The following is a 26,082-nucleotide window of genomic DNA, read 5'->3' on the forward strand; positions in this document are numbered from 1 at the left end:
ATATAAGATTAGATGCCGGGTGTGACATCAGTTCGATATCACCGTCCGCTTATCGCTACCCGTCAGGAGACTTGCTTAGAACAGCTCGTATTCTACCCCTCCGACAAACCTAAAGCCTCCTCCGCTGACTGTTCCAGCGCAGGCTTCATATCGGTCGGAGAAAGAGGCGACGAGTATGGACTTGTCGCCAACTATTGCATGGATCTGCCATCCATGCATAAGAACCTCTTTGTCTTTATACCAGGGCACGTTGTCGGACCTGTAGCAAGTGGCGTCCCCTTTCTGAGTGAAAAGTGTCGCGTCTTCGTGTTTGACTATGATTCCCTCGCCACCGATCACTACCTCTCCCATGTCGTCGAAGAGGTGGATTGTTCCTCTTGAAACTAGGATCAATTTATCACCCATTTTCAATCTCACGTCTGATCCTTTGATTTTGAGATACGATCCGTCAGGGTTGATGACCATCTCTCCCTTTAACGCGAAGAGGTGGTCATTTCCTACTGTGACATCAAGATTTTCTCCGTCTTTGACGTAAAACCTGCGACCTTCATCGATAGATGTGATGATACCCCTAGAGCCTTTAATGCTTACAAGAGTTCCATCTTTCAGCGTGAATGTTGCAGTCTTCTCTTCATTGGAGGTCTTGGAGATCATTTTCTTTCCCTTCTCTTTCTCGCAGCGACTGTCGCCATCTTTGCCTTTCAACAAAGAACTTCATACGGCCATCTAGCCAGCATGAAACGAGATTTCAATTGTCAATTAATTTTCTATCAACAACCAAAACCTCGCTTCATGCTTAATTTCGTCTTATAATCTTATAATCATCTGCTTGTCAAGGTACGCCTTCGGACAAGGATTTGCTCGACTTGTCAACAAAAGCTGTACTCATTTATATCACTAATAGAATAAAATGTCAATACTATTCTGCTTCTCGTAGAGCCTTATCTGTCGCTGTAACTAATTCTCGGACGATTTCATCATAACTTTCATATACGCGGAATCCTGCCGCATACGGATGACCGCCGCCACCGAAGTATCCAGCCACGGTATCGGCAATTGGTAAATTACCCCGTAAGCGTGCGGTTAATTTGCCGTCAGGATAAGTTTTAATAACACAGCTAAGCGCCACGCCTTCAACCAGCCTCAATTCATCGCCAATCAACGCGCCGGGGTTATAGGAATCGCTGTAGGCTTGGATTTCTTCAAATGGCACATGCACCAGCGCCAATTGTCCGTCTAATAAATATTCGATTCGCTCGATCAATTTCCCCTTGTACGCCAAAATTTCTGGCGATTTCTTCATAAATTCGCGTCGTCGCTCTTCAATTTCCGCATTGGATGCGCCCAGCTCTGTAAGTTCTCCCGCCGTATGAAAAGTCTGAGCTGTGGTGTTTTGCGTAGTAAGTCCCAGGCTATCGCTCATAATAGCTATCAATAAATCTTCGGCAGCCTGAGGATTTATCTTCCAGTCGGAATGCTTGAACAGCTTATACAGTAATTCCCCGGTCGCCACGACGGTTTCGGATAACATAATATGGTCAAAGCTAAGTGTCGATTCGGCTGTGTGATGATCAATAACCAGAGTCGGGTGTGTTTCCAGAAAATGTCGCGCCCCAGGAGTTTCTAATACCTTGCTGAGAAGGATATCCGCGCTCGTATCGACAATTATCGCAGCGTCGGCTTGAAACGGAAAGTCGTTCTGCACTCGATCCCAACCGCGAATATAATGAAGATATTTCGGTATATCTACTGGACAATATAAAGTAACAGTCTTCCCTAGGTCGCTTAAGACTTCTTCTAGCGCCAAGCTTGAACCCAAGCTGTCGCCGTCGGGATTTTCGGCTTGAATAATAACTATATTGTTTGCGGATTGAATGAATTGTTTAGCTGTGTCTAGCATGTTATTTATTATAACAAATGATTTTTACTCTAATATAATATATATTGTTTTTAATTACATAAGTGGTATAATATGTGATGGACTATTAAAAATACTGCGCAATCGAAAAAACATAAACATTTTTATAAATTATTATTGACAAAATATAAAGATTGTGCTAGTATGAGGACATAAAGCCTGAAGATAGGGCTGGAAAAGAGGAGTTTTTATGAACAAATTTAAGAAAATCGGCATTGCTATCTCTTTGGGATTTGCTATGCTCGGTGGAATCTGGTTGGCATCACCTTCACAGGCTGCCGGCTGTAACAGCTTTAACGTTGTATACTGTGGTACACATTCTATGTCAGAATTGCAAACAGCATACAGCCGTACAGAAATTAAAGAGCTATACAAAGAGTGGTACGTTACTGAGACTATGGTTCAGGGCGGATCAAATATGCGCGAAGGCGTAGTTGACGCAAATGGTAACATTACAGTTGACGGTCGTGTTGTAGCTACAAACGCTATAACCGTACAGTCTAAAGCTGGTACTCGTCAACCTCAGCCACAACGTAGCTATAAGACCTCAAACGGATATACTTACTACCAATACACAACTGGTCAGAGCTTCGTTGACGGACCTAAGAGCTACAATATTTACGCATGGTTTGACAATAGCGGCTCATTTATCACTGGTGTGATTAAAGACTGTGGTAACCCAGTTTGGGGTAACCCAACAACACCTCCAGCAAAGCCTGCTCTAACATGTGACGCTTTGCAAGTAACTGAGATTTCTCGAAACACCTTTAAGTTCAGCGTTAAGGCAACTGCCAAGGGTGGCGCATCTATCACTAGCTACACATACAACTTCGGTGATAACAACATCAAGACAACTAACTCATCAGAAATTCAATACACTTACGCAAAAGAAGGCAACTACACAGTTACTATTACTGTAAACGGTAAAGAAACTGGTGAAGTTAAGAGGCAAAACCCTAACTGTCAAAAAACTGTTACGGTTAAGCCAGAGCCAAAAATGATCGTTTGTGTAATTGAAGAAGGTGGTAAGAAGTACACTAAGGAGATTAAAAAGGAAGAGTTTAACGAAAAGATTCACAAGACTAACTTGGACGAATGTAAGGAAACTCCTGCTAAGATCACAGTCTGTGTAATTGAAGAAGGTGGTAAGAAGTACACTAAGGAGATTAAAAAGGAAGAGTTTAACGAAAAGATTCACAAGACTAACTTGGACGAATGTAAGGAAACTCCTACTCCTACACCAAACACTCCTTCAACACCAACACCTAGCCCAGAATTGCCAAAGACTGGTGCAAGTGACGCGATCATGTCAGCACTAGGCCTAGGTGGACTAACTACAGCTACTATCGCTTACATCGCTAGCCGCCGCCAAATGTAATCAGCTAAGCTAGCAACGAAATACCCGCCGAGATGGCGGGTATTTTTATTGGTGATGAAGCTGTTGAGTCTATAACTGTTTTCGACCTTCCAGTGCGTGAGTTAGTGTAATTTGGTCTGCATATTCAAGGTCAACGCCGACTGGAATGCCTCTAGCCAAGCGTGTGATAGTCGTATTTAATCCAGCTTCTTGGATGTAGCGCTGTAGGAATAGCGCGGTCGACTCGCCCTCAACTGAAGCATTCGTGGCGATAATAATCTCTTGAACGTCGTCGGTTTTTATACGTTCAATTAGCTCTGGGATATGCAATTGCTCTGGTCCAATATTGTCAATTGGTGAGATAACGCCGCCCAGCACGTGGTATGTACCCAGGAACTGCCCTGTTCTTTCTATAGCGACAATGTCTAGCGGCTCCTCGACTACACAAACGACTTTTTTATTCCTGTTCGAATCTGCATATAAAGGCGACACATCGTCATCTGAGTCGATCAACGCAAATGTCTTCGGGCAGGTTTTTACGCGGTCGTGTAATCGGTCTAATGAATGCGCTAATTGCTTTGCGGATTTGGGATTACGGCGTAAAACCGCGTAGGCATATCTTTCAGCCGTACGCGGTCCAACTCCAGGTAAATTACCAAAATCATCAATTAAAGCAGTCAGAGCTTTTGGTAAAATGTCGATTGACATGGCCTTAGAATGGCAAGTTGCCCAAGCCGCCCATCAATGGCTTCATAGTTTCAGCAGCGACTTCCTGAGCCTTTGTCATGCCGTCGCGAACTGCGATTTCGATCCAGTGTTCCAACTCTTCGATATTCTCCAAGTCGACCATTTCTGGGTCAATCTTTACAGATTTAATCTTTAACTCGCCAGTGATTTGCACGATCACAGCGCCATCGCCAGCCTCAACTTCGATGATTTCTTTGCCTAATTGTTTCTGTGCTTTGCGTAATTGTTGCAGCATTTTTACCTGATCAAACGCCATATTCCTCCTTATTTAACACTTACAATTATACCCTATTTGCGGTCGGATGTGTAGATATAGAATCGGTCGCCGTCCTTATGGTCATTGACAATTACTGACGACAAGTGCCCAGAGTAAGTCTGCGGAATTTGAGACTTTACGCTGTGGCTAACGTATAAAGTTTGTCCGACGTTTGCTGGTGCTGTGTGGATAATTGATATTTGGTGATAGTTGTGCTTTTTAAGCGCTTCGTAAATTGGCGATTCTTCTTTGCTGACCAATAACGAGAATGAATCGGTCGGCGCGGTATTCTTACGGAGCAGAGACAAATCTTTATTGAAGCGTGAAGTTGCTTCTGGGAAATAACGATAACTATCAATGTAGCGGAAGCTGCCGCCTGCCACCATAACGATGATTAGCATTGATATGAGAACCAGTCCGGTACCGCGAGCATATGGGTTGCGCGGGAAAAGTCCGTACCACATGTTCATTAGGGATTCCAATCCGACTGCCAAGAGAATGAATAGCGGGATGATGATTATTGGGGTGAGGCTTGGCTGGAAGATGAGCAGCGCCAATGCTAAGATTAGCCACGACCAAATCATAAACGAGCGGGCGCTGGAGATTTTTTGGAAGCTGCGGAATAGCCCTAGTCCGATTAGCACCATTGCGTTGACGTCCATAATTGGCGTGATTTGGTTTCCTACGACTGATGGGAAAATGCAAATATATGTGTAATATAAAGTCCTGAGGTTTGCGACAATGTCAAAACTTAGGCTGTTGATGCCGATGAGGCTGTAAAATAGCGCGTGGGATTTATAGCAAAGAAAACTAATCGCACAACCAATCGCGAATAAAATAGCGGACGGCACAATCCAAGACTTGCGATGTTTTCGGGAGACGAGGAAATAGCGTGGATGCGGATGTAAAAAGGCGATGATCAGAAGTCCCAGATTGATATACCAAAAATACGGGGTGAAAAGGCTGAGCGCCGTGGTGATCGCTAAGCTGATTCGCCAAATGGAGGCGTTCTGGGCTTTCTGGAGAATCAATGTGGCAAAAAGCAAAGTTAGCGCGGTGTAAAAGATGTATAAAATGCCAACAGTTGCGCTTTGTCCGATGAATAAGAATTGTCCGGTCGTTGCCATGATTAATAGCGATAGAATCGTTGTGGACGGCTTAAACCAGCGTTTTAAGAGGAAGAAAATTGCGACGGAGCTGGCGATTGAAATGATTACGGCGGGCGCTTTAATTGTTAATAAACTGACGCCAAACAGTTTGAAGAATAGCAATTGAATAAGATGGAATGGCAGATTTGTGACGGCGATTCCTTCTATACTAAAATTCAAGTGATTTGTCGTATTGACCATGTTGATTTCTGCTTGTGACAAACCTCCCGGCACGTGCAACGCGGAAATTATAATAGCCCCCACGTATAGTAACGCCAGCAACGTATAGCCGAAAACGTAGCGCCATCGGTAAAGGAATATATCGGTAACTTTTTGCTTTTTCATTGGTATGATTATAGCACAATTCTATTCATGCTTGCGATCCAGGCTCATAAAGCGTAGGCGCTCTGGGTGGAAGTACAATTGGACTTTACCGACTGGGCCGTTACGATGCTTGGCGATGATGAGGTCTGTAATATTCTGAACTTCCGGGTTGTCAGGCTCGTAATATCCAGGGCGATAAATAAAGCTCACGATGTCGGCGTCCTGCTCAATGGAACCAGATTCACGCAGGTCGGCTAGTTGCGGAATTGGTGGCGTGCGCGATTCGACAGAACGGCTCAGCTGACTCAGGGCAATTAGCGGCACATTCAATTCGCGAGCAATAAGCTTCAGTCCACGGGAAATTTCCGAAACTTCCTGAACGCGGTTCCCGTTGTGGTTTCCGTTGGCTTGCATAAGCTGCAAATAGTCGACGATAATTAGCCCTAATGGATTTTCGTGGGCAATTCGACGCGCTTTAGTGCGCATTTCCAAAACTGACAGCCCCGGTGTGTCATCGATGTAAATTGGCGCCTCAGCCATTTCACCCATAGCTTCAGACAATTTAGCAAAATCTTCGTCGCTCAGATTTCCGGTGCGAATATTCCAGCTATCAACACCCGATGCATCTGCCAGCATACGGTCGACCAGCTGTTCCTTACTCATCTCCAGACTGAAGAATAGGACGGGACTCTTTTCAATTGTTGCCACGTTATAAGCCAAATTCGTCACCAGCGTCGTCTTACCCATGGCTGGACGCGCGGCCAGAATGATCAAGTCCGATTTTTGTAGACCAGCGGTCATATTGTCCAGATCACGATAACCAGTGCGAACTCCCCTGAGAGAGCCTTTATTCTTACTAAGCTCTTCAATTCGGTCAAAGCTATCCGTCAGAATACTTTCCAGGCTGACCAAATCTTGCTTGGTTGATTGGTCTGACACGCTGAAAAGTTCAGCTTCAGCCTTCTCTAATAATTCCTGCGTGGTCGTCGATTCGTCATAGCCAAGTTCTGAAATATCGCCGCTCGCTTTTATTAGGCGCCTGCGAACCGCTGCTTGCGCAATCATTTCCGCATAAGCCGATGCGTGCGCTGCCGTTGGGACGTAATTTGTTAGCTCTGTCAGATATGCCGAGCCGCCAACCAATTCCAGTTCATCCTTACGTTTCAACTCGTCGGTTAAGGTCAGGAGGTCGACGGGCTTATGTTTTTCAAATAGCCGCATCATTCCAGCAAAAATCAATCCGTGATTCTTGTCGTAAAAATCGCTAGGGTGAGTAATTTCTGCGGCGTCCGCCAAAACTTCCTCGTCAATTAAAACCGCCCCAAGCAAACTCTTTTCTGCGTCCAAATTTTGTGGCGGTATCTTCCCTTTTACTTCTTCACTCTTGTCTGCCATTAAATATCCTCCAGCTTAACTTCTTCGCCGCCACCCATTAATTCTGCAATTTCCGCCAATTTTTCGTCCTCTGGCGGTTTCTTCTCTCCAATTATATCAATTTCCAAATCCATCGCGGTTTCTTCTGAGATAATTTCCGAGATCAATGGTTTGTTTTTTGCGTCGTCCAGTTTTTTCTTATAAAACGCAGAACCTGCGTAAATTGTCAATTTTTCACCGTCAAATGACCACTGACTTTTCTGCAATAATGACGCCAGCCCGAGGGATTTTTCCTTCGCTCTTTCAATGACTTTTTCCCAATTTAGCGCTAGTGGCGCGTCGGTTTTCTTTGGTTTTGCGGCAGTTTTTTTTGCTGGATCGGCTGGTTTTTCTTCTTTTTCAATCGGCTTTTCGGTCGGTTTTGCTGACTCTGCGGGCTTAATTGGTGTTGGTTTTTCGGCGGGTTTTTGGGTCGCAGTTTGAGTTGTATCTTTCTTTGTCGCAACTGGCTTTTCTGTTGGCTGAGAATTGCTATTCATGAATATCGTCAATAATTTCAAGTCTGGGTGCGGGTGTCGATCAACCTCGATCAATTGCTGAACTAACCTAATAAGATTCGGATTTTTCCGTAACCTATTGCGAGCAATCGACAATAATTGATGTGACACGATAACTGAATTTGCGCCGCTATTTTCTAATTCCTGAAAGATGTTTAAGACTTTTTCGTTGTCGTCGGATGGATATGAATCCAACAAATTGCCGAGCATCGTCGCGTCGCTCAGCCCCAAATATTCGGTAACCATATTCGCTGTCAACGGCTGGTCTGGAGTTGCTAAAATCGACAATTGGTCAAGCGTACTGATGCCGTCACGGAATCCGCCACGGGAACGTTCAGCGATTAACCTGGCGGCGTCCTCTTCAATTGCGAATCCCTCTTTTTTCGCTATATTCATTAACTGGCGCGTCATAATTTCCGTCGGAATTGGGCGGAAGAAAAATTGCTGCACACGGCTAAGAATGGTGGCTGGAAGTTTGTCGGCGTCGGTTGTAGCTAAGATAAATACCACGTGCTCTGGCGGTTCTTCCAGGGTTTTTAATAGCGCGTTAAATGCCGATTTTGACAGCATGTGAACTTCGTCGATGATATAAACTTTTTTCGGCGCAGAAACAGGCGCGACTTGGGCTTTTTCCCTTAAGGCTCGAATGTCATCAACGCCGTTATTGCTGGCTGCGTCAATTTCAATAATATCCAAGTTTGAAGAATCGTCATCATATGGCAAATGGTTAATCTCGTGCGCCAGAATTCGCGCCACCGATGTTTTTCCCACGCCACGCGGTCCAGTCAACAAGTACGCATGAGCAATTTTTCCCTGCTCTAACGCTCGACGTAAAATACTAGTCACGTGATCTTGACCTAAAACTTCATCCAAACTGCGACTGCGATATTTACGATATAGCGCCTGACTCATCCCCTCATGCTCCTCATGAGATAATTATAGCAGAAAACGGCATTTTTTATGGATAGCGCAGATCGATTTTGTGTTTTGTTTCGGCGACATAAAAACGGTAGTAACTATTAGGGCCTGACACGGTTGGATTTTCAAGTATCTCGTCGTTTTCTTTTATTTCAATATGCTCATTGTTACTGTACGGCTTGATAAGCTTAGTAAATTCAAATGCATATTCACCAGAGATATTCTTTAACTCTTGACTTTGATTTATTGGGTCGGCATAGTCGGTCATAACTAGTATAAGAAAGTATCCATCCTTACCGCCGAATAGATGAAAAGTCGTATCTGGACTAAGCGGTATCAGTGGTGCGAATTGTCGAACATAACCCAATTTTTTCAGAATTGGAAATGCTTCAAAAACTACAGACGGAAATACAAAATTTGAGTAATTGTTCATGTCTATAGGTGATAATTTATTCGCCAAATTTATTTTTACCGTATTCGATAAATTGATCAATAGGTTTAGCAAACTCGGCGGCCCAGCCGTCATCTTCTTTCTTTCTCTTTGCGTTGGCTAGGACTGTTCCTATATATTCTTGTAACGACATACCGAGGCCGTCCGCACCCTCTTCTCCATTATCGCGCAGCCGTACGCACAACATACCAAAAATTGCCAATGCTATATCATTGGCACGTGTTAAAATCTTAACATTATCAAGATTTTCATCGGCAAGCTGCTTGACTGTTTTAATAAGTTCCCAATCAGATTGGGTGTACGACTCAAAATCTTTTTCTGTCCATTCTGACATAGTGAATCCTCTAGGTAAGTGAGTAGTTTTATATCATACTCAGGATAAGACATTTTTCAGGTCATGTCCAGGACGATGGGTCTAGTGGCCAGGGCCGGTGGTGTACTGGCCGCGGTTGGTACCGTTGTTGTTGGATCCGTTGCCAGACCCGTAGTGGTCGTGGTTGTCGCTCTCGAGGAACGAGTAGTGCGTCGCACCGTCGGCGAGACCACCGCCGACGCCCATACCGCCGCTGCGGTCGCCATCTCCGATGAGGGTGTGTCCCTCCTTCGGACCGCTACCGAACGACATGGTGATGGGGTTGCCCTCAGAGTCGCAGCCACCCATCGGCTCGCTCCACCAGTTCTTTCCCATGATAACTCCTTCTGGAGTCGGGCGGAGAAAATAAATCCTCCGCAAAACGGTGCGTCGATTTGACGCAAGCTAACACGCGTTGTGAAAGCTAATATATATATCAATAATAGAATAAAATGTCAAGCAATTTTGTCAAAAATATATCACAATAATAATGTCATCTCTGTTAAAAAAGGAGATTTTGTGTCTTTTAAAATAACGTTAATTGCTCGGTTGGTAAATCCAGCTCAATTTCTCCGTCAACTTTTTGCGCCCGATAGCCAATAAGCTTTTTAACGTTGTAAGCCAGCAGCTGATCGTCGTAATCAGTGATGACAATTGAGCCGATGATACTGCGTACATGTCCGACTAATTGACTGCAATCCTTCATTAAAACGACACGTGACAAATCAACGCCAGCGGTTTGAAAATAATCTTCGCAAGGAATTAGCTCGGATTTCGGAAACGACACGCCAATTTTCTGCTCAATTTCAAGTAATTTTTGTCGCAATTCTTTTTCGCCAATCACACGATCAAAAGGTAGTTTTATCAATTCCAGCTTTTTGTGAACTGGCAGAGTTTCAACTATTCCGTCCAGCTTGGAAATTTTTGCCTCATATTGCCTGGCGATTAATGCCGAAGAAAACGTTTCTAATTTTATGGCTAATCGCGCTCCCTGCTCCAATAATCTCCGAATTCCGCGCTCTTCTTGCGAGATTCCAACTTTTATGACGTTCGGCGCGAAGTACGCCAAGTAAACAAAGTGCGGATTTTGATTGATTTTTTCTTGTTGAGCGGAAACCGAATTGGCGTTGTAAAATGCTGGATTGAAGCCGGTTTTATCGCGGCATTTTAAGCAATTTTCATACTTTTCATCAACCGTGGCGTAATCTGGACAAATTTGGCTACAGCGATTCTCAAAATCCACCCAACCCGCGCAATATTTAACAGAAAAATCGAACTCAAGAGATAAATCTTGTCCGAATAATTCATAACGCTCAATTTTATCGCCAACTTGACATCCAATAAAGGGTTTATTGTCGGCGTTAAAACTGGCATAACTGAGCAGAAACTCGCTCGGTAGCATCGAGTTTCCTTACAATGCAGCTTCGACTGCAGCCCAAGTTGCGTCAGGATTGTCTTCAGGGATGATGATTGTAACTTGGTCGCCGACGTTAATTCGGAAGTAAGTTACGCTAGCAAGCAAAATACGATATTCGCGGCCAGAAGCCTCGACGTAGTAAATTCCGTCGTGCTGGACAAGTGTTCCGATAACTTGCTTTCGTGGTACAGGGCCGATTTGCTTATAAATAAAGCTGCCATCTTCAGCGATTGTCAATTTCATCAAGTCGCCCTCAACCAGTTTCGACTTTGAAGCGTAGTTGGCTGGGATTGGGTAATTTTTACCATCCGGGCTAAGCATCATTTGTCCGTCAAATACGCCTTCGATAATCTTTCCCGCTACGTTATCTGACGAAGTTTTTGGCGTAACAACTTGACCATCATCGCCAATAATACTAATCAATAACTCTTTTGCGGCAGCTAAATTGGTTTCCGCCTCTTGAATAAGTGTTCTCAGACGCTTAATTTGCTTTTCTGGTAATTCAGACATGGTTCTCGCAATTCCTTTGTCTATTTTTTATAATACTTAACTAATATATAGCATATCCTTACATTTATATCAAGTCGCGTTATCTATTTTTATCCAATTTTCCACAGCGCTATAAGATATGAATAAAAAAGTGTTGCAAATTTTACTCTTGAAATTGACGTGCGGTTCGTGATATTAAGATTGGCGACATAAAAATCACCGCCCAGAGCGGACGGTGATTAAACGAAACAAATTGGCGTTATATAACAAATTATGAAAGCTCGACAGTAGCGCCAGCGTCTTCCAAAGTTTTCTTTGCAGCTTCAGCTTCGTCTTTAGAAACTTTTTCCTTGACTGGTGCTGGAGCGCCGTCAACGATAGCTTTTGCTTCACCTAGACCTAGGCCAGTGATTTCTTTAACAGCCTTGATGACTGCAACCTTCTGAGAACCAGCGTCTTTCAAAGTAACTGTGAACTCAGTTTTTTCGTCAGCAGCAGCGGCGTCACCACCAGCAGCTGGACCAGCAACAGCGACAGCTGCAGCAGCTGGCTCGATGCCGTATTCTTCTTTAAGATGATTTTTCAATTCGTTAACTTCTAGAACTGTCAATTTTACAAGTTCTTCAGCCAATTTCTTAATATCAGCCATTGATATTCTCCTTTATTATTATGTTGTTGCGATTGTTGCAACGTTACTAGTGTTGATTGCTAAACTTAAGCAGTAGCTTTGGCTTCGATGCCGTCCAAAAGTCCGTGCAAATTGCCGCCAAGCGCGTTGACCGTGTCGTGTACTGGTGATAGCAATTGTGATACCACTTGAGCAACGAGTTGGTCTTTGCTTGGTAGGCCTGCCAATGCTTTAACGTCAGCTTCGCTAATTGCCAAGCCTTCGCCTGAGAAGCCACCTGCAAGTTGTAATGCTGGATGTGTTTTTGCAAACGTATCCAATACCTTTGCTGGCATAACTTCATCTTCGCTACTTACGGCGTAAACCAATTGACCAACCAATAAGCTGGTGTCGGTTTCTTTGTAAGTGTCGATTTCCTGAAGAGCTACACGTACCAATCGGTTTTTAACAACCTTGATGGTAACGCCCGCTTCGCGAGCTGCCTTGCGTAGTTCTTGTAGGTCGGCAACGGTAAGAGTTTGATATCGAGCAAAAGCCGTACCCTTAGCGTCTTTTAATAGCTCTGTCAGTTCAGCAACCAAAGTTTGTTTTTTATCGCGTGAAATTGCCATAAAAATCCTTTCTTTGATTGAGTTAATTTGTTATGTGCCAATTTGTTAACGTACGGTAATGGAGAATCAAAAAACGTCTTTGATTCTCGCACTACCAAAGACGTCAAATAAAACTGTTAGTTTCATCCCTCGGTGGCATTTTTATACTTGTTTTACACCAAGTCGCCACTGTCTTTGGTAATGTTCTAGATCATTGTAGCAGAAATGACAACGAAAAACAAGAGTTATGGCGATTATTTTCCAGCCGATTATTTTACAATAATAACGTAATAAAATCAATAGGTGTCTATGTCTAACCAAAGAGAAAACCCGCTCCGTAATGGAGCGGGTATGGAACCTCCTTTCTCTCTGTACCTGAGTTCTCCGCTGAGGGGCGCTAGTCGATTAAACTAACACCCCTCAGCGAAAGGTTGGTTATCCTTCTGGGTGTGTCGTCTGGCGGCGGCGCATCCAGAAGGTGGCGACTCCGGCAGTCAGAAGCGCGACCGCGACAGCGATCGCACTGCTCCCGGCGCCGCCGGTTATCGGCAGTCGGAACTGCCGGGGCGGCGTGCTCGGGGTCGGAGTCGGCGTGGGCACGGGTGCCGGTGTTGTCGACGGCGTGGGTGTCGGCACCGGTGTTGCCGACGGTGTCGTCGATGGGCTCGGAGTCGATGTCGGTTCCGGCGTGGGTGCCGGAGATGTCGACGGCGTTGCCGACGGACTCGGTTCCGGCGTCGTGCTCGGAGTCGGCTCCGGAGATGTCGACGGTGTTGGGCTCGGACTCGGTGATGCCGATGGCGCCGGAGTTGGCGTCACAGGCGTTGGCGTCGGGCTCGGACTCGGTGTCGGGCTTGGTGCCGACGGACTCGGGCTCGGAGTCGGGGTCGGCGTGGGCACCACGGGGTTGGTGTCGAATCCGGCGTTACCGCCAGATTCTCGACGTATGATTCGGGCAGCCACTTCCCAGGATTTATCCTGGGAAGTGATATTGGCAACGTCACGCCACGGACCGGGGTCCGTGGCGCTGACGCTGACGTTAAGTTGGAAACGGGCCTTTTCGCCCTTATCCAACTTAACGTTGATGGTCGCCCTAGTATTATCGCAGCTAACGACATCAGGCTCGATGTATCTTGTATACATCGGCTGACCCCAGTCGCCAGCTTCAGAATAGACGCCAATCCGTCCAGTCAGCAGTTGGTCACAGGTAAAAGACTGACCTGGTGAGGTCAGTGTGTCTGTGACCGTAAATGTCTGTCCGTCGTGTTCTGCCGTTGGCAGAACCAAGGTGACGTGCTGCTTAGAGTCATCTACAGAACCCCATTTAGAGGGCTCTGCGCCGATGGTGGAGCAGCCGTCGCAGACACCTACTTGGATGGTCGTCCTGCGGACGACCCCGTCGATATTCCAAACCAATTCCCGGGTTTCCCCGGGAACAAGGACGGAGCTCATGTGCACGAGCCACCACGCGTCTGCGTGGAAGCCCTGACGCTCAGAAACCTCGACCTCGTCGGTCAACGTAACGGTCACCTTGTGGGCGGTACCATTATACGTGGCGTATCCGATGATAATTCCGGAAGGAGTCGTCATCGGGATGGGGCTATCATTACCGTCTGTCCCGAGCTCACTCGGGACAGTAATGTCGATATGGTCCCCCGCACAATGACCCTCCTCGAGGGTCAAAGTAACCGAAAATCTCACCGCCTCGTAGGCGGTGAACTCCAAGGAACCGTCTGAGGTTACTAGGGACGTTTCGATTTCCCCAGGAGAAATGTCCCGGGAAATACACCCGTGTCCGCTGTTGGCGGGTTGAGCGTCGTTGTTAGCAACCGCTGCAGCATTACTGCTGCTGCTCGACTGAGCCTCGTCGGTGACCGCTACCGTAGTAGCACCGACCGACTGGGCGGTGGTCGACTGGGCTGCTGACTGCGCCTCGTCGGCGGCGTGCGTTACTCCTCCGAAGAGGAGCATCGCAAAGATCGTGACGAAAATCGCCACGACCGAGACTCCCAGCGGAGCCTTGTTGCGGTTACGCATTTCTGCGCCCTCCTATGGTTGTTGGTATCTAGATGCAGAGATAGATGTTAAGGTCCTTATCCAGCCATGCTGGAAATCGGATCCGAACATCAGCATCTAGGTGGACTTTACTATTTTATCATAAAAAATGAAAAATGCAATAGTAACACAAAAATCCCGCCAGAATCGACGGGATTTAATTGCCTGAAATATAAAGATTATAGAGAGTTCTCTACTTTAATGCCAGGACCCATAGTTGTGGCAATTGCAACGCTCTTAACGTAAACGCCCTTTAAGCTGGATGGCTTTTGGGAGTTCAAGCTAGTTAAGAATGCGCGTGCGTTTTCTGACAATTTTTCAGCGCCGAATGACACCTTACCGATTGACAAGTGAACGATGGCTTGCTTATCAACGCGATATTCAACTTTTCCGGCTTTTGCTTCAGAAACGGCTTTAGCGACGTCAGTAGCGACAGTGCCAGACTTTGGATTTGGCATCAAACCGCGTGGACCAAGCAAACGTGCGTATTTACCAAGCTTTGGCATGTACTGTGGAGTTGCGACTAAAATGTCGAAGTTCAATTCTTCCTTGTCCAATTGGCTTAGGAATTCTTCATCACCGATGATGTCGGCGCCAGCTTTTTTAGCGGCAGCGTGTTCTGATTCTGGTGCAAAAACTGCTACGCGAACGTCCTTACCTGTACCGTGTGGCAATGCTACGGTTGAGCGAATGTTTTGGTCGGCTTGGCGTGGGTCAACACCCAAGCGGATGTGGATTTCAACGCTAGCGTCGAACTTGACTGGACTGGTTTCAGTAGCCAATTTCAAAGCTTCGTCTAAGCTGTACAATTTGTTCTTTTCAACGTTTTTTGCAGCGTCTTGATATTTTTTACCGCGGCGCTCCAAACGTGGACGAGTAACTGGCTTTGGACCTTTCTTTACGTGAGCTTCAGCGTCGTCTGATTGTGGAGTAGTGTCGCCAGCTTCCTTGCGAGCTTCCTTCTCTGCTTTTTCAGCAGCTTCATCTAGGGCTTTTTGGCTGCGTTTGCCAGACTTAGCGACAGTAGCTTCGCGCTCAGCAACAACGTCTTTGTCTTTGTTGTCGTGAGATTTGCTTACGTCTGTAGCTTCTGCAATTGCTGCTTCAATTTCAGCGATTGTATTTTTCTCACTGACCTCTAATTTTAGTTCTGCTGCTTTTTCTAGCAACTCGGCTTTCTTTGCCATAAAAATCCTTTCTGTGGTACGAACGGCAATTTGTCATCTTAACAAATCAGCCTCCCAACATTGATTGATAATGTCGAAATTATACCATATTTTCAGAGATTGAGGCAAATGTTTGGTAAAATAGTAATTATGGATATAACAATTACAAACATACAAGCAAGGCAAATTTTAGATTCGCGTGGAAATCCGACGGTTGAGGCGGACGTTACTTTGAGTGACGGTTCGTTCGGTCGTGCGGCTGTTCCGTCTGGCGCAAGCACTGGCTCTTTCGAGGCTGTTGAGCTTCGGGACGGCGAGTTGGCGTTTAGTGGTAAAGGCGTGCTTCGTGCGGTCGAAAATGTCAATGGTGAGATTGCGCAGGCTTTGAAAGGTTCTAATCCGTTCGACCAGACCGCAATTGATGAAAAAATGAAGAGTCTGGACGGTACGCCGAATAAGGCACGTTTGGGTGCGAATGCTATTTTGGCGGTGTCGCTGGCTGTAGCGAAAGCTGCCGCTAAGTCGCGTGGCGTGGAGTTGTATCAATACGTCAATAGCTTAGCTGGAAGTCCTGCAATGTGCCTGCCGATGCCGATGATCAACGTGATGAACGGCGGTCAGCATGCGTTGGGCGCGACTGATTTTCAGGAATATATGATTATCCCAACTAGCGCGGCAACTTTTGCGGACGCAGTTCGAATGAGTGCTGAAGTTTTTCATGCATTGGCAAAAATCCTGAAAGATGAAGGCTATCCTACAACGGTTGGCGATGAAGGCGGCTATGCGCCTCATGTCAGGAATGGTAATATGGAGCCTATTTTGTTACTATCTCGCGCCATCGAGCAGGCTGGCTATAAATTAGGCGTGGACTTTGGCTTTGCGCTGGATGTTGCAGCGAGCGAGCTTTACAAGGACGGCAAATATAACTTGGCGACTGAGCACCGAATTCTGTCGGCTGACGAAATGATTCGCACGTATAAAGCTCTGCTGGAGCGCGTCCCTGTTCTCTCGATTGAGGATGGATTGAACGAAGAAGCTTGGGAGGATTGGGAGAAAATGACGGCTGATTTGGGCAATTTTGCGCAATTGGTTGGCGATGATCTTTTGGTGACGAATGTCGAGCGATTGAAGCGCGGAATTGAAGAAAAGGCTGGCAATGCTATCTTAATCAAGCCGAACCAAATTGGTACATTGACTGAGACAATTCAGGCTGTTTTGATGGCGAAGAACGCTGGCTGGAATACAGTGATGAGTCACAGATCTGGCGAGACGGAGGACGTAACGATTTCTCACTTGGCGGTCGGTTTGGGCACGGGTCAAATTAAGACTGGCTCAATGTCGCGGTCAGAGCGAATTGCTAAGTATAACGAGCTGCTGAGAATTGCGGAAAAGCGCCCAGATTTGGAGATTGCACATCCGTTTGTGAAGTAACTCTCACAAAAAGACTTCCCCGTAATTCAGAGGAAGTCTTTTTTATTTGGCGATTTTTTTGACAATTATTCGAGGACTATCTTCTTAAAAACTCAATTTCCCCGCCCTCATTGATTCGGACAATTTGCGACGGTTGAGTGTTGGCGACTTCTCCAGAATCGACATAAATCGGCACTAATTCGTGGAAGTAATTTATCGCTTCGGTGATGTTTTTTGCCGGTTCTTCTCCCGATGGATTTGCGCTGGGCGCGACCAAAAGACCAACGGTTCGAATTAACTCTGCCAACGGAGATTCTGGCACGACTCTGAATGCCAATGTTCCACCATTTCTCGGAAGATGTGGCAGAAAATTAGGACTTACTTTGGTGATGATTGTTGTTGGTCTATTTTTGGAGATTTCTTGATATTTGCGTTTGATCGACGGCGCAAGATTAGGAATGTCGTCAATATCCGCAACCAAAATAATAACGGGTTTATCTAAGGAGCGCCGCTTAACCTTATATAATCTCTCGACGGCTTTTTCTGAATTGGCAGCGGCTAATATTCCGTAAATCGTGTCAGTTTTAGCAATTATCAATTGCTCATTTTTAAGCGCGGAGATTACACCGTCATCTAAAATATTCTTCACAATCATTTATTACATCTTCCCATAAAATAACCCCGAGAAGTCCGGGGCTATTTGCTAAAAGTTCTGTAGATTAGTCGACGACTTCAACGCCCATTGATCGTGCTGATCCGGCGATAACTTTCATTGCTCCTTCGATGTCGATTGCGTTCAATTGGTCTTTTTTCGCTTCAGCGATTTCTTGCAATTGTGCGCGAGTAATCTTACCAACCTTGTCTGAGTGTGGTTTGCCGCTACCCTTTTGGATGCCAGCTTTTTCGCGAATCATATCGTCAACTGGCTGACCAAGTGAGTTCCAAGTAAATGTTCGGTCTTCGTAAACTTGAATGTGAACAATTACGTCCTTACCCATCATGTCTTTTGTAGCATCATTGAATGGATTGATAAAGTCCATCATGTTTAATCCCCACTGACCAAGCGTTGATCCCACTGGAGGACCTGCTGTTGCTCGACCGGCTGGAATGCGTAATTTCAAATTACCAATAATTTTCTTTGCCATAGTTCTTCCTTATAGTTTGTAGTGCGTAACTCGAATATTATATCGAAAAATGCTTAAAATTGCAAGCTAAACTTTTTTAACCTGCAGGGCGTCCAACTCGACTGGAGTGTCACGGCCAAACATGCTGACCATAACCTTCAAAGTACCCTTAGATGCGTCAATTTCGCTCACTGCGCCATCAAAGCCCTTGAACGGACCGTCGATAATTGAAACAACTTCGCCCTCTGAGAAGTCAATCTGATGCTTTGGTTCTTCAACGCCCATTCGCTTCTTAATTTTCGCAATCTCTTTTTCAGAAACTGGAGTTGGCGTAGTGTCGGCGCCTACGAATCCTGTTACACCTGGCGTGTTGCGGATGATGTACCAAGTTTCATCGGTCAATTTCATCTCAACCAAGACATAGCCCTGGAAAATTTTAGCCTCAACAATTTTACGTTTGCCGTTGCGAATTTGGATCTGTTTTTCCTTTGGCACGATAACGTCAAAAATCTTATCAGCCATATCGACACCGTTGATTCGCTGGCGGATTGATTCGGCAACTTTTTCTTCATAGCCAGAATAAGTGTGAATTGCATACCATTGCTTGCTATCGTCATATCGTTTTGAACTCATAATCTCTCCCTTACTTCAAAATTTGGTTAAAGCCCCAGTTAAATGCGGCGTCAAGTAATAAAATCAGAACGACAAACACAAAGGTGAAGATAAGCACTGCCGCTGTCATTGCCCAAGTGGCTGAGCGGGTTGGCCAGCGAACTAGCTTCAGCTCTTCCCAGGCGCCCTTAAAATATCCAATCAATCCACCTTTTTCGCCAGACTTTTTAGGTGTTTTTGTGGTGATTTTTGTTGGTTTATTGATTTTTTTCGCTACAGTTTTTTCTTTTTTTGGCGCGTCGTCAGTAGCCTTGATTCGACGAACCGTAGTTTTGCTGCTTGCCTTGCCCTTCTGTGCCATATTTTCTCCCAATTTAAAAAGTCTGTTTTTCACAGACTGTCAATAGCCATTGTAATTCATCCAGTCCAAAAAAACAAGTTGACCGAATATTATTTGTCATTTTTTTTGAACTCTTTTAGTTTGAATCCGAACGTCGATCCGTGGTTCAATCGGCTTTCTACCTCAATTTTGCAGCCCAATTTCTTCGCCAACTTAGCGGAAACATATAGACCTAATCCCGTGCCTTTCGTCTCGCGAGTTCTATAATCTTCTGCGCGGTAAAACTTATCGAAAATTTTTGCCATGTCGGCTTTGCTAATGCCAATTCCCGTGTCAATAACCTTGAAGGTGATTTCGCCAGATTTATTTTTCTTGATGGATAAAGTTATGGAGCCTTTTTGTGTATATCGAATAGAGTTGGTAATGAAGTTTTGGAGAATTTCCTCCAGATATAGACGAGAAACCTTAACCACGCCAAGTCGCCCGCCGATATCCAAATTGAAAGCTAAGCCTTTTTCGCCCGCCTGAGGTGAATATTCGGAATTTATCTGAGCCGCCAACTCTGTCACGTCAATTATTTCCGTTTCATCGGCTACTCCTCGCTCGGCGCGTGATAACGTACTGAGGTCGTTGATCATTCGCGCTAAGAATAAAATTTGTTTATGAGATTCGTCAATGGCTTCGGGAATTTTGCTAGTCATTTTACGCTCGACCAGTAATTTGGCGTTGCTCAGCGAACCTTCAGCAATAGCAATTGGCGTGCGTAATTCGTGACTAACTACGCTGATAAACTCATCGCGCTCCTCTTCGAGGCTCTTCGTCTTCGTAATGTCGCGCAAAATAAGCACATATCCGTCCGGCGTCATCTTGTCGCCGCCCTGAACTGGCGCAAGCGTAACTTCCAGGCGAATATAATCGCCATCTTCGATTTTCATCAGAACGTCGTCGCGCTGGCGAATTGCGGAAGACTTGGTGAGTTCCTTAAAAATGTCAATCGGCTTTTTATCCGTCGTTTCAAGGTTCAATACTTGACTGATATGTTCGCCGTTAATTCCGCTATTCGTGTCAATTAAATTAAGTGCCGCCGAATTGTATGTATTGATAATTCCATGCTCGTCCGTACTGAGGATCGCGTCGGTAATATTATTGATAAGCGTGATCATTCTTTGGTGTTCACTGAAGCTTTTTTTATGGTTTTTCTTACAATCAGATTTATCGCTAATTTCCGACAATATTTTATGTAAAACAATAGCTATAACACCTAAAGCAACACTCAGAGTGATCAATAGAAAAATTAGCGCCCACATAGCTAAAGTATAACATAAGCATATGCGTTTCTATATGTATGGCGAATATTTTTTCAATTCATTTCGGTGGATTTTATAATGCGGATCAAATTTGGCAACTTCGTCCCAGAATTTCGTCGAGTGATTCATATGCCTGGTGTGGCACAATTCGTGGATAATTACGTAATCAATTAGCTCAAATGGCAAGTTCATCATCCCGATGTTCAAGCTAATCGTTCCAGATGAAGAGCAGCTTCCCCAGCGACTTGACGAGTGCGTGATTTTACTTCGAGCAAAAGAAAAGCCGTGTTCTTTCGCTAAAAATGACAATCGCCTCGGCAGATATGACTTGGCTTCTTTTCTGAGTGCGATCAGAATTTTACTGCGAATAAGTTGTTGGTTTGTGGTAGATTCAACAGATTCTGCTTCATTTATTTCTGCCAATATCTGCGTTCCGACGATTTTCACGCTCGAAGGTTTCGTGGTCGTTTGTATCAATAAATTATGACTTTTGCCGATCTGCTGATTCTCCGTGTAAGAAAGTTCTTCTCGGTATTGAGAAACTAATTCGCGTATTTGCTTCCGGGAGGTTTTAACCAATGTCTTTGCAGTCAGCAGCGGCGCATATGGCGGCATTGTGATTTGTATTCGTCCATCTGGCGCAATTTTCAAACTAACAGTCTTCGCTAGGCTGCGTTTTTTAACGACAATTTCTCCGAATTCTTCGTCGGTAATAATTGCCATGACTAACCTATGTTAATGCGATTTCCGGCAATTGGGCGGCGTGGAGCTTCTGGGCGGCTGGCACCAATTTGCTTAAGAACGGTGCGAGCTTGGCTACTTAAGGTGTGTCGACCGCTAATCACAACGTAAGATTCGCTGCTGTGCGGCGCTGAGAATTGCTTCAATCGTCGCTCGAAAGATTCGTCATTTCCACCATAAGCCTTTATCCAGCGATGTTTGGCTGTGGTGGGATCGGTTTGTACCCAAACAAATAGGACTTTATATCCATATTCCCTGGCAAGGCGATTGATACGCATACGATTCGTGCGCTGATCCGTTGATCCGTCCAAAATAACAGTCTGCTTAGTCTTCAAAAATTCTTCCAAAAGCGACAATGTTGCGTCAGAAATGGTTTTTGTATTGTCCGTAAAAACTTCAAATTGTCGAGAACTTACCACTGGAGAATTGAAAATCTTCGCAAATTCTACAGCGAATTGCGTCTTCCCTGAACCTGGCGCACCAACCATGGCGATAATATGCGGAAGTGAAGGTGATAAAGGTTTCATATTGAAAAATTATAGCAGATTTTTGACTAATAAAAAAGATTCTCTTTCAAGCGAGAATCTTGGCAGGAGTGGAGGGACTCGAACCCCCGACACCTGGTTTTGGAGACCAGTGCTCTAGCCACCTGAGCTACACTCCTATAGCAACTATTTTATCACGAATTAGCTTTGTCGCAAATGTTAAAATTGTGAAAAATAAAAAACTCGTGAAAAAGATCCCAAAATCCCTTGAAAAAACATAAGCGTAGTTCTACAATTAACTCAGAGATGAAAATTTTAATGCTTGGGTGGGAACTTCCTCCGCACAATAGTGGCGGACTTGGCGTTGCTTGCTATCAGATGTCGAAGGCGCTTGCTTTGGAGGGCGTTGATATCGACTTTATCATTCCCTACACCGCTGAGCATCCCGGAATTGACTATATGAATATCTATTCAGCTACTCCTTTGCCGCCGAATTATCACGATTTGGGTGCGTATAATAACGGTTCGGAGGAAGATCGTGAGAACGCTAAGGACGAGTACGGTCTTTCACCGATGCGTGCCGTACAGAGGCGTTACGGTAAATATGTTCGGAAGTTTGTAAAAAATCATCAGCCCGACGCGATTCACGCGCATGATTGGTTGACGATGGAAGCTGGAATAATTGCTAAGGAAATGACGGGCGCGCCGCTAATTGTGCATGTTCACGCGACGGAATTTGACCGTTCTGGCGAGCAGTCCGGAAATCCTCTGGTTCACGAAATTGAGCAACAAGGCTTGCTGATGGCTGATCGGATAATCGCCGTTAGTGAAATTACGAAGGAAATAATTGTTAAGAATTATCACATTCCGCCAGAGAAAATTGAGGTGGTTTATAACGCGATTGATTTGGCTGATTTGCCGCCACATGAGTATGACGCCAGTACTTACAGATATTTGGAGGAGTTGAAAAAGGATGGCTATACGGTTGTTGGCGCGTTGACGCGACTCACGGTTCAGAAAGGTTTGACGTATTTTGTGCGAGCTGCAGCGAAGGCGCTTGATAAATATGAGAAAATTGTTTTTGTTTTATCTGGAAATGGCGAGCAAAGAGATGAACTGATTGAACTGGCGGCAGATTTAGGGATTAGCGATAAGATGATTTTTACGGGATTTGTGCGCGGAAAACAGTGGCGAGATATTTACTGTTTGATTGATGTTTTTGTGATGAGTTCGGTTTCTGAGCCATTTGGTTTAACTGCTTTGGAGGCGGCGCATCATGACACGGCGTTACTTATTAGTCGTCAATCTGGTGTCGGCGAGGTTCTGAATAATATTATGCGGTTTGATTATTGGGACGTAAATAAATTGGCGGATGAAATTGTTAATATCGCTGAATCGCCTGCTTTACAGAAATCTTTGAAGAAAAACGTTAAGAATGAATACGCGAGAATTTCCTGGCAAGATGCCGCTAGAAAATGTCTGAAACTGTATAAAGGAGCGCTGGCATGAATAAAAATAAAGGAATAGTTTTATATCTACACGTGCACCAACCGTGGCGAATACGCGAGTATAGTATATTTGACGTGGCTTGGAAGCATAATTATTTTTCTGGCGGTCAAAATCCAGATCAGGACAATCAAAAAATATTCCAAAAAGTTGCAGAAAAGTCGTATTTACCGATGAATGCTTTGCTTGAAAAATTATTGAAAAAATATCCTGATTTTAAGATCTCGCTGAGTTTTAGCGGAACGTTTTTAGAGCAAGCCGAAAGGTTTAATCCTGAGGTTTTGGAGAGCTTCAAGCGCTTAGCAAAAACTGGTCAAGTAGAAATCTTATCAAGTCCGTATCATCACAGTCTGGCGTTTTTCTATTCGCGCAAGGAATTCGAGCGTCAAGTTGAGCTTCACCGCTGGAAGATTCGTGAGATTTTTGGTGCGGAAACGCGAGTTTTGGCAAATACAGAATTGGCATATAGCGATGACTTGGCAAAATGGGCTGAGCAGGATGGTTTCAAGGGCGTGTTGGCTGAAGGCTGGGATCCGATTTTGAATTGGCGCAGTCCGAATTATGTATATCGCCCAAGAGGCACGAAGAAAATTGGATTGCTACTTAAGAATTATCGATTGAGCGATGATTTGGCGTTTAGGTTTAGTGATCGAAAATGGAATGAATGGCCGCTGACCGCGGACAAGTTTAATACGTGGGTGGAGGATTCTGTTCGTTACGCGCCGCTACTTAACTTGTTTATGGACTATGAAACTTTCGGCGAACATCAATGGGCGGAATCTGGGATTTTCGGCTTCTTTGAGAAGTTTGTTGATAAATGGCTGAGTGCTAGTGGCAATACCTTCTATACCGTTAGCGAAGCATTAGACGCGAATGCGCCTGCTGGTGAAATAAGTATGCCGTCGCCTGTAACGTGGGCGGACGCCGAGCGGGACTTGACGGCTTGGAACGGAAACAGTCTGCAGAAAGAAGCTTTGCGATATGTCTATGAGCTTGAAGATGAGGTCTTGAATAGCAAAGACGAAGGTTTAATTAGCGATTGGCGAAAGTTGCAAACTTCAGATCACTTCTATTACATGGGAACGAAGAATTTCACCGATGGCGACGTCCACGCTTATTTTAGCCCGTATGATTCGCCATACGACGCTTTTCTTTACTATATGAATACCATTCGTGATATGAAATCTCGATTGAGGAAATAGCCAAACATTCTTGCCAAATAAAAACTCCCTCTGAATGCGAGGGAGTTTCTGTGTAATCCTGTTAAATTAGCTTTTACGAGCTTTAACTTCGTTGCGACCAAGGTTTTTCTTAGTCTCAGTGTAAGTAGCATGTTGCTTTGCAATCGGGTCGTACTTACGTAGTGTCAATTTACCCTGACCTTTTGTGGTGCGGTTCTGGGTGTTAACAGTAGTATAGTAAGTTCGGTGGTTGCTCAAGTTACTCACCAAACCAATCAGCTTTCGTTTCGTATTCTTCTTTGCCATCTCTTTACTCGTTAGATTTTATAAAACGTCTTGACTAATTATAGCATGGGTGAAGTGAAAATGCTAGTACCATATCAGATTTTACTAATTTTCATACTTACTTCGCCAATTGATAAGGCGCGCCGGACTCTAATCTTTCTTTTCCAAGTACAAATATTTATCCAGCCATTCGTCTGTCGGCTCAAGGTGCCTGCCGTCAATCTTTTTAAGCGGCATATTTTTTGCCATATCATCCGCAAGCTCCAATATTACGTCCTTGAGTTCAATATTATCTTTGTAATAATCCGGTATGTTTTTATAGCCGACCCTCGCCCCAACGATATTTCCAGTTATTGCCGCCGTTGAGTCCGAATCTCCGTCGTGATTTGCCGCCGCAATGATCGCCTCCTCAAAATCATCTTGATACTTGATCGAGCAATAAATAGCAATCGCAACCGACTCTTCGGCTACCCAACCCTCTCCGAGTTGATAAAGGGCCTCTTGATCTTCAACGTCAGATTTGGCTAAGCGAACGGCGTTATTAAACAGTTTGGTCAGCTCAGCTTTTTCGCTATCACAACCAATCTCAAAAGGATCTTGATCTCCATAAACCTTCTCGGTAGTCCAGTCGTTCATTTTCTGGATTGCGATTTGCACAGCTTCTTCTATCGATTTTCCGTCCAGTGCATAATAAATTATATATCCCAGCGCATACGCAGAAAGAATTGCCAGAGGATGTCCGTGAGTCAGCGCGCAAGATTTGGCGGAAATTTCACCGACAACGTCTTCTTTGCAATACAGGGCAATTGGCGCAATTCGCATAACCCCGCCGCAACCTTTACTGCCATTGAGACCGCTTTCTAATGTTCCCATCTCTCCCGAGGAAAGTGAATCAAGGCACGTCATTCCTGGACTTCGCACGGCGTTTAACTCTGGAATATTTTTTATCCAAGCTACTGGCGTGTGCTCGACCTGTCCAGCTTTTTGTTGCGTATCAAGCCAATCCAAATATGCCAAATATATCGCCCTCGACGGAAGCGGCGCTATGCCACGCGTTTGAAGTCGCGTAGATCGCCATAAAAGTCCGCAAGCTGTAAATAGCGTCATCTGCGTATCGTCCGAAATTATACCAATTCCATCCGTAAATCGAGTCGTTGATCTCGGCACTATGTCGCGCTCAAACTCTATTTGATAGCCGAGCGCATCGCCAATTGCCCCGCCCAACATTGACCCGCGCACTTTATCAATTCTCTGCTCTATCGATTGTTTCGTCATAACACCCTCCTAACCTTGTTAAGATTATATCATTAGCCAAACTTTTAGTGGTCGTTTTATAGTATAATT

Annotated in this window: 29 protein-coding genes, 1 tRNA gene, 1 pseudogene and 1 other annotated feature; of the genes and pseudogenes, 5 read left to right on the forward strand and 26 right to left on the reverse strand. The window is 44.9% G+C overall.

The features are described from left to right. Window positions 1–75: 75 nt before the first annotated feature. Together LRM44_RS02305 and LRM44_RS02310 are read right to left on the reverse strand one after the other, a co-directional pair. Window positions 76–708 carry a hypothetical protein gene (locus tag LRM44_RS02305; RefSeq protein WP_243803613.1) on the reverse strand — a complete coding sequence of 211 codons (633 nt, stop codon included), beginning with the start codon at window positions 706–708 and terminating at the stop codon, window positions 76–78. 211 nt (window positions 709–919) lie between these two features. Then, the gene (locus LRM44_RS02310) at window positions 920–1,900 is read right to left on the reverse strand and encodes a DHH family phosphoesterase (protein ID WP_243803614.1); all 981 of its coding nucleotides are present in this window, start codon (window positions 1,898–1,900) and stop codon (window positions 920–922) included. Between the two features lie 208 nt (window positions 1,901–2,108). Between LRM44_RS02310 and LRM44_RS02315 the strand changes: the two genes are divergently transcribed. Beyond that, complete coding sequence (locus LRM44_RS02315) at window positions 2,109–3,296, forward strand: PKD domain-containing protein (RefSeq protein ID WP_243803615.1); 1,188 nt, start codon at window positions 2,109–2,111, stop codon at window positions 3,294–3,296. Between the two features lie 69 nt (window positions 3,297–3,365). Here the strand turns inward: LRM44_RS02315 and recR are convergent, their stop codons facing one another. The 12 genes from recR to rplJ form a co-directional block, all read right to left on the reverse strand. Further along, entirely contained in the window at window positions 3,366–3,983 is a 618-nt protein-coding gene (recR, locus tag LRM44_RS02320) for a recombination mediator RecR (protein ID WP_129632661.1), read from the reverse strand. Between the two features lie 4 nt (window positions 3,984–3,987). Further along, window positions 3,988–4,278, reverse strand: coding sequence for a YbaB/EbfC family nucleoid-associated protein (locus tag LRM44_RS02325; protein ID WP_129635271.1), 291 nt, complete (start codon window positions 4,276–4,278; stop codon window positions 3,988–3,990). Window positions 4,279–4,310: 32 nt separating this feature from the next. Continuing rightward, on the reverse strand, window positions 4,311–5,771 hold the full coding sequence (locus tag LRM44_RS02330) for an ArnT family glycosyltransferase (protein ID WP_243803616.1): 1,461 nt from the start codon (window positions 5,769–5,771) through the stop codon (window positions 4,311–4,313). Window positions 5,772–5,792: 21 nt separating this feature from the next. Further along, complete coding sequence (gene dnaB / locus LRM44_RS02335; protein WP_232273190.1) at window positions 5,793–7,145, reverse strand: replicative DNA helicase; 1,353 nt, start codon at window positions 7,143–7,145, stop codon at window positions 5,793–5,795. Continuing rightward, window positions 7,145–8,593, reverse strand: coding sequence for a DNA polymerase III subunit gamma/tau (dnaX, locus tag LRM44_RS04165; RefSeq protein ID WP_275973355.1), 1,449 nt, complete (start codon window positions 8,591–8,593; stop codon window positions 7,145–7,147). Before dnaX ends, dnaB begins: the two co-directional genes overlap by 1 nt. A 46-nt stretch (window positions 8,594–8,639) precedes the next feature. After that, complete coding sequence (locus LRM44_RS02350; RefSeq protein ID WP_243803617.1) at window positions 8,640–9,032, reverse strand: hypothetical protein; 393 nt, start codon at window positions 9,030–9,032, stop codon at window positions 8,640–8,642. 16 nt (window positions 9,033–9,048) lie between these two features. Beyond that, window positions 9,049–9,384: a hypothetical protein gene (locus LRM44_RS02355; protein WP_129744992.1), complete on the reverse strand. Its 336-nt coding sequence runs from the start codon at window positions 9,382–9,384 to the stop codon at window positions 9,049–9,051. Window positions 9,385–9,465: 81 nt separating this feature from the next. Further along, window positions 9,466–9,738: a hypothetical protein gene (locus tag LRM44_RS02360; protein ID WP_243803618.1), complete on the reverse strand. Its 273-nt coding sequence runs from the start codon at window positions 9,736–9,738 to the stop codon at window positions 9,466–9,468. Window positions 9,739–9,928: 190 nt separating this feature from the next. Next, complete coding sequence (locus LRM44_RS02365) at window positions 9,929–10,804, reverse strand: DUF2797 domain-containing protein (RefSeq protein WP_243803619.1); 876 nt, start codon at window positions 10,802–10,804, stop codon at window positions 9,929–9,931. 9 nt (window positions 10,805–10,813) lie between these two features. Beyond that, window positions 10,814–11,329, reverse strand: coding sequence for a hypothetical protein (locus LRM44_RS02370; RefSeq protein ID WP_129632640.1), 516 nt, complete (start codon window positions 11,327–11,329; stop codon window positions 10,814–10,816). A 250-nt stretch (window positions 11,330–11,579) separates the two neighbouring features. Continuing rightward, on the reverse strand, window positions 11,580–11,957 hold the full coding sequence (gene rplL / locus LRM44_RS02375) for a 50S ribosomal protein L7/L12 (RefSeq protein ID WP_129632638.1): 378 nt from the start codon (window positions 11,955–11,957) through the stop codon (window positions 11,580–11,582). Between the two features lie 65 nt (window positions 11,958–12,022). Beyond that, window positions 12,023–12,547, reverse strand: coding sequence for a 50S ribosomal protein L10 (gene rplJ / locus LRM44_RS02380; RefSeq protein ID WP_243777592.1), 525 nt, complete (start codon window positions 12,545–12,547; stop codon window positions 12,023–12,025). A gap of 59 nt (window positions 12,548–12,606) precedes the next feature. Beyond that, window positions 12,607–12,743 (reverse strand) — a sequence feature (ribosomal protein L10 leader region). A 375-nt stretch (window positions 12,744–13,118) separates the two neighbouring features. On the opposite strand from rplJ, the gene LRM44_RS02385 reads away from it, so the two are divergent. Further along, complete coding sequence (locus LRM44_RS02385; RefSeq protein WP_243803620.1) at window positions 13,119–13,676, forward strand: hypothetical protein; 558 nt, start codon at window positions 13,119–13,121, stop codon at window positions 13,674–13,676. A 359-nt stretch (window positions 13,677–14,035) separates the two neighbouring features. On the opposite strand, the pseudogene LRM44_RS04200 reads toward LRM44_RS02385, so the two are convergent. Next, window positions 14,036–14,563, reverse strand: a pseudogene (locus LRM44_RS04200) (Ig-like domain-containing protein); the annotation flags it as partial. Between the two features lie 197 nt (window positions 14,564–14,760). Continuing rightward, window positions 14,761–15,447 (reverse strand): 50S ribosomal protein L1, encoded by a 687-nt coding sequence (gene rplA / locus LRM44_RS02390; RefSeq protein WP_129632827.1) that lies wholly within the window; start codon window positions 15,445–15,447, stop codon window positions 14,761–14,763. 450 nt (window positions 15,448–15,897) lie between these two features. Here rplA and eno point away from each other — a divergent pair, with 450 nt between their 5' ends. Then, window positions 15,898–17,178, forward strand: coding sequence for a phosphopyruvate hydratase (gene eno, locus LRM44_RS02395; protein ID WP_243803621.1), 1,281 nt, complete (start codon window positions 15,898–15,900; stop codon window positions 17,176–17,178). Between the two features lie 76 nt (window positions 17,179–17,254). On the opposite strand, the gene LRM44_RS02400 is transcribed toward eno, so the two are convergent. The 8 genes from LRM44_RS02400 to LRM44_RS02435 all read right to left on the reverse strand — a co-directional run bounded on the left by LRM44_RS02400 (window position 17,255) and on the right by LRM44_RS02435 (window position 21,945). Then, window positions 17,255–17,812: an L-threonylcarbamoyladenylate synthase gene (locus LRM44_RS02400; RefSeq protein WP_243803622.1), complete on the reverse strand. Its 558-nt coding sequence runs from the start codon at window positions 17,810–17,812 to the stop codon at window positions 17,255–17,257. A 64-nt stretch (window positions 17,813–17,876) separates the two neighbouring features. Beyond that, complete coding sequence (rplK, locus tag LRM44_RS02405; RefSeq protein WP_129632624.1) at window positions 17,877–18,302, reverse strand: 50S ribosomal protein L11; 426 nt, start codon at window positions 18,300–18,302, stop codon at window positions 17,877–17,879. 66 nt (window positions 18,303–18,368) lie between these two features. Then, window positions 18,369–18,914: a transcription termination/antitermination protein NusG gene (gene nusG, locus LRM44_RS02410; RefSeq protein ID WP_129632621.1), complete on the reverse strand. Its 546-nt coding sequence runs from the start codon at window positions 18,912–18,914 to the stop codon at window positions 18,369–18,371. A 10-nt stretch (window positions 18,915–18,924) separates the two neighbouring features. After that, a complete protein-coding gene (gene secE, locus LRM44_RS02415) occupies window positions 18,925–19,254 on the reverse strand; it encodes a preprotein translocase subunit SecE (RefSeq protein ID WP_129634978.1) in 330 nt (109 codons plus the stop codon). 89 nt (window positions 19,255–19,343) lie between these two features. Beyond that, the gene (locus LRM44_RS02420) at window positions 19,344–20,540 is read right to left on the reverse strand and encodes an ATP-binding protein (RefSeq protein WP_243803623.1); all 1,197 of its coding nucleotides are present in this window, start codon (window positions 20,538–20,540) and stop codon (window positions 19,344–19,346) included. 30 nt (window positions 20,541–20,570) lie between these two features. Further along, the gene (locus LRM44_RS02425; RefSeq protein WP_243803624.1) at window positions 20,571–21,263 is read right to left on the reverse strand and encodes a YgjP-like metallopeptidase domain-containing protein; all 693 of its coding nucleotides are present in this window, start codon (window positions 21,261–21,263) and stop codon (window positions 20,571–20,573) included. 2 nt (window positions 21,264–21,265) lie between these two features. Beyond that, window positions 21,266–21,808 (reverse strand): P-loop nucleotide/nucleoside kinase family protein, encoded by a 543-nt coding sequence (locus LRM44_RS02430; protein ID WP_243803625.1) that lies wholly within the window; start codon window positions 21,806–21,808, stop codon window positions 21,266–21,268. Between the two features lie 60 nt (window positions 21,809–21,868). After that, window positions 21,869–21,945, reverse strand: a tRNA-Trp gene (locus LRM44_RS02435). A gap of 127 nt (window positions 21,946–22,072) precedes the next feature. Here LRM44_RS02435 and LRM44_RS02440 point away from each other — a divergent pair. Both LRM44_RS02440 and LRM44_RS02445 read left to right on the forward strand, forming a co-directional pair. Further along, window positions 22,073–23,275, forward strand: a complete 1,203-nt coding sequence (locus tag LRM44_RS02440) for a glycosyltransferase family 4 protein (RefSeq protein ID WP_243803626.1) — start codon at window positions 22,073–22,075, stop codon at window positions 23,273–23,275. Next, on the forward strand, window positions 23,272–24,474 hold the full coding sequence (locus LRM44_RS02445) for a glycoside hydrolase family 57 protein (protein WP_243803627.1): 1,203 nt from the start codon (window positions 23,272–23,274) through the stop codon (window positions 24,472–24,474). The genes LRM44_RS02440 and LRM44_RS02445 overlap by 4 nt, the downstream gene beginning before the upstream one ends. Window positions 24,475–24,540: 66 nt before the next feature. Here LRM44_RS02445 and rpmG read toward each other — a convergent pair whose 3' ends face one another. Together rpmG and LRM44_RS02455 are read right to left on the reverse strand one after the other, a co-directional pair. After that, window positions 24,541–24,759 carry a 50S ribosomal protein L33 gene (rpmG, locus tag LRM44_RS02450; RefSeq protein WP_129632843.1) on the reverse strand — a complete coding sequence of 73 codons (219 nt, stop codon included), beginning with the start codon at window positions 24,757–24,759 and terminating at the stop codon, window positions 24,541–24,543. A gap of 129 nt (window positions 24,760–24,888) precedes the next feature. Then, window positions 24,889–26,013: an ADP-ribosylglycohydrolase family protein gene (locus LRM44_RS02455; RefSeq protein WP_243803628.1), complete on the reverse strand. Its 1,125-nt coding sequence runs from the start codon at window positions 26,011–26,013 to the stop codon at window positions 24,889–24,891. Window positions 26,014–26,082 lie beyond the last annotated feature (69 nt).

The organism is Candidatus Nanosynbacter sp. HMT-352 (assembly GCF_022819385.1).
In the GTDB taxonomy this organism is placed as follows: Bacteria; Patescibacteriota; Saccharimonadia; order Saccharimonadales; family Saccharimonadaceae; genus Nanosynbacter.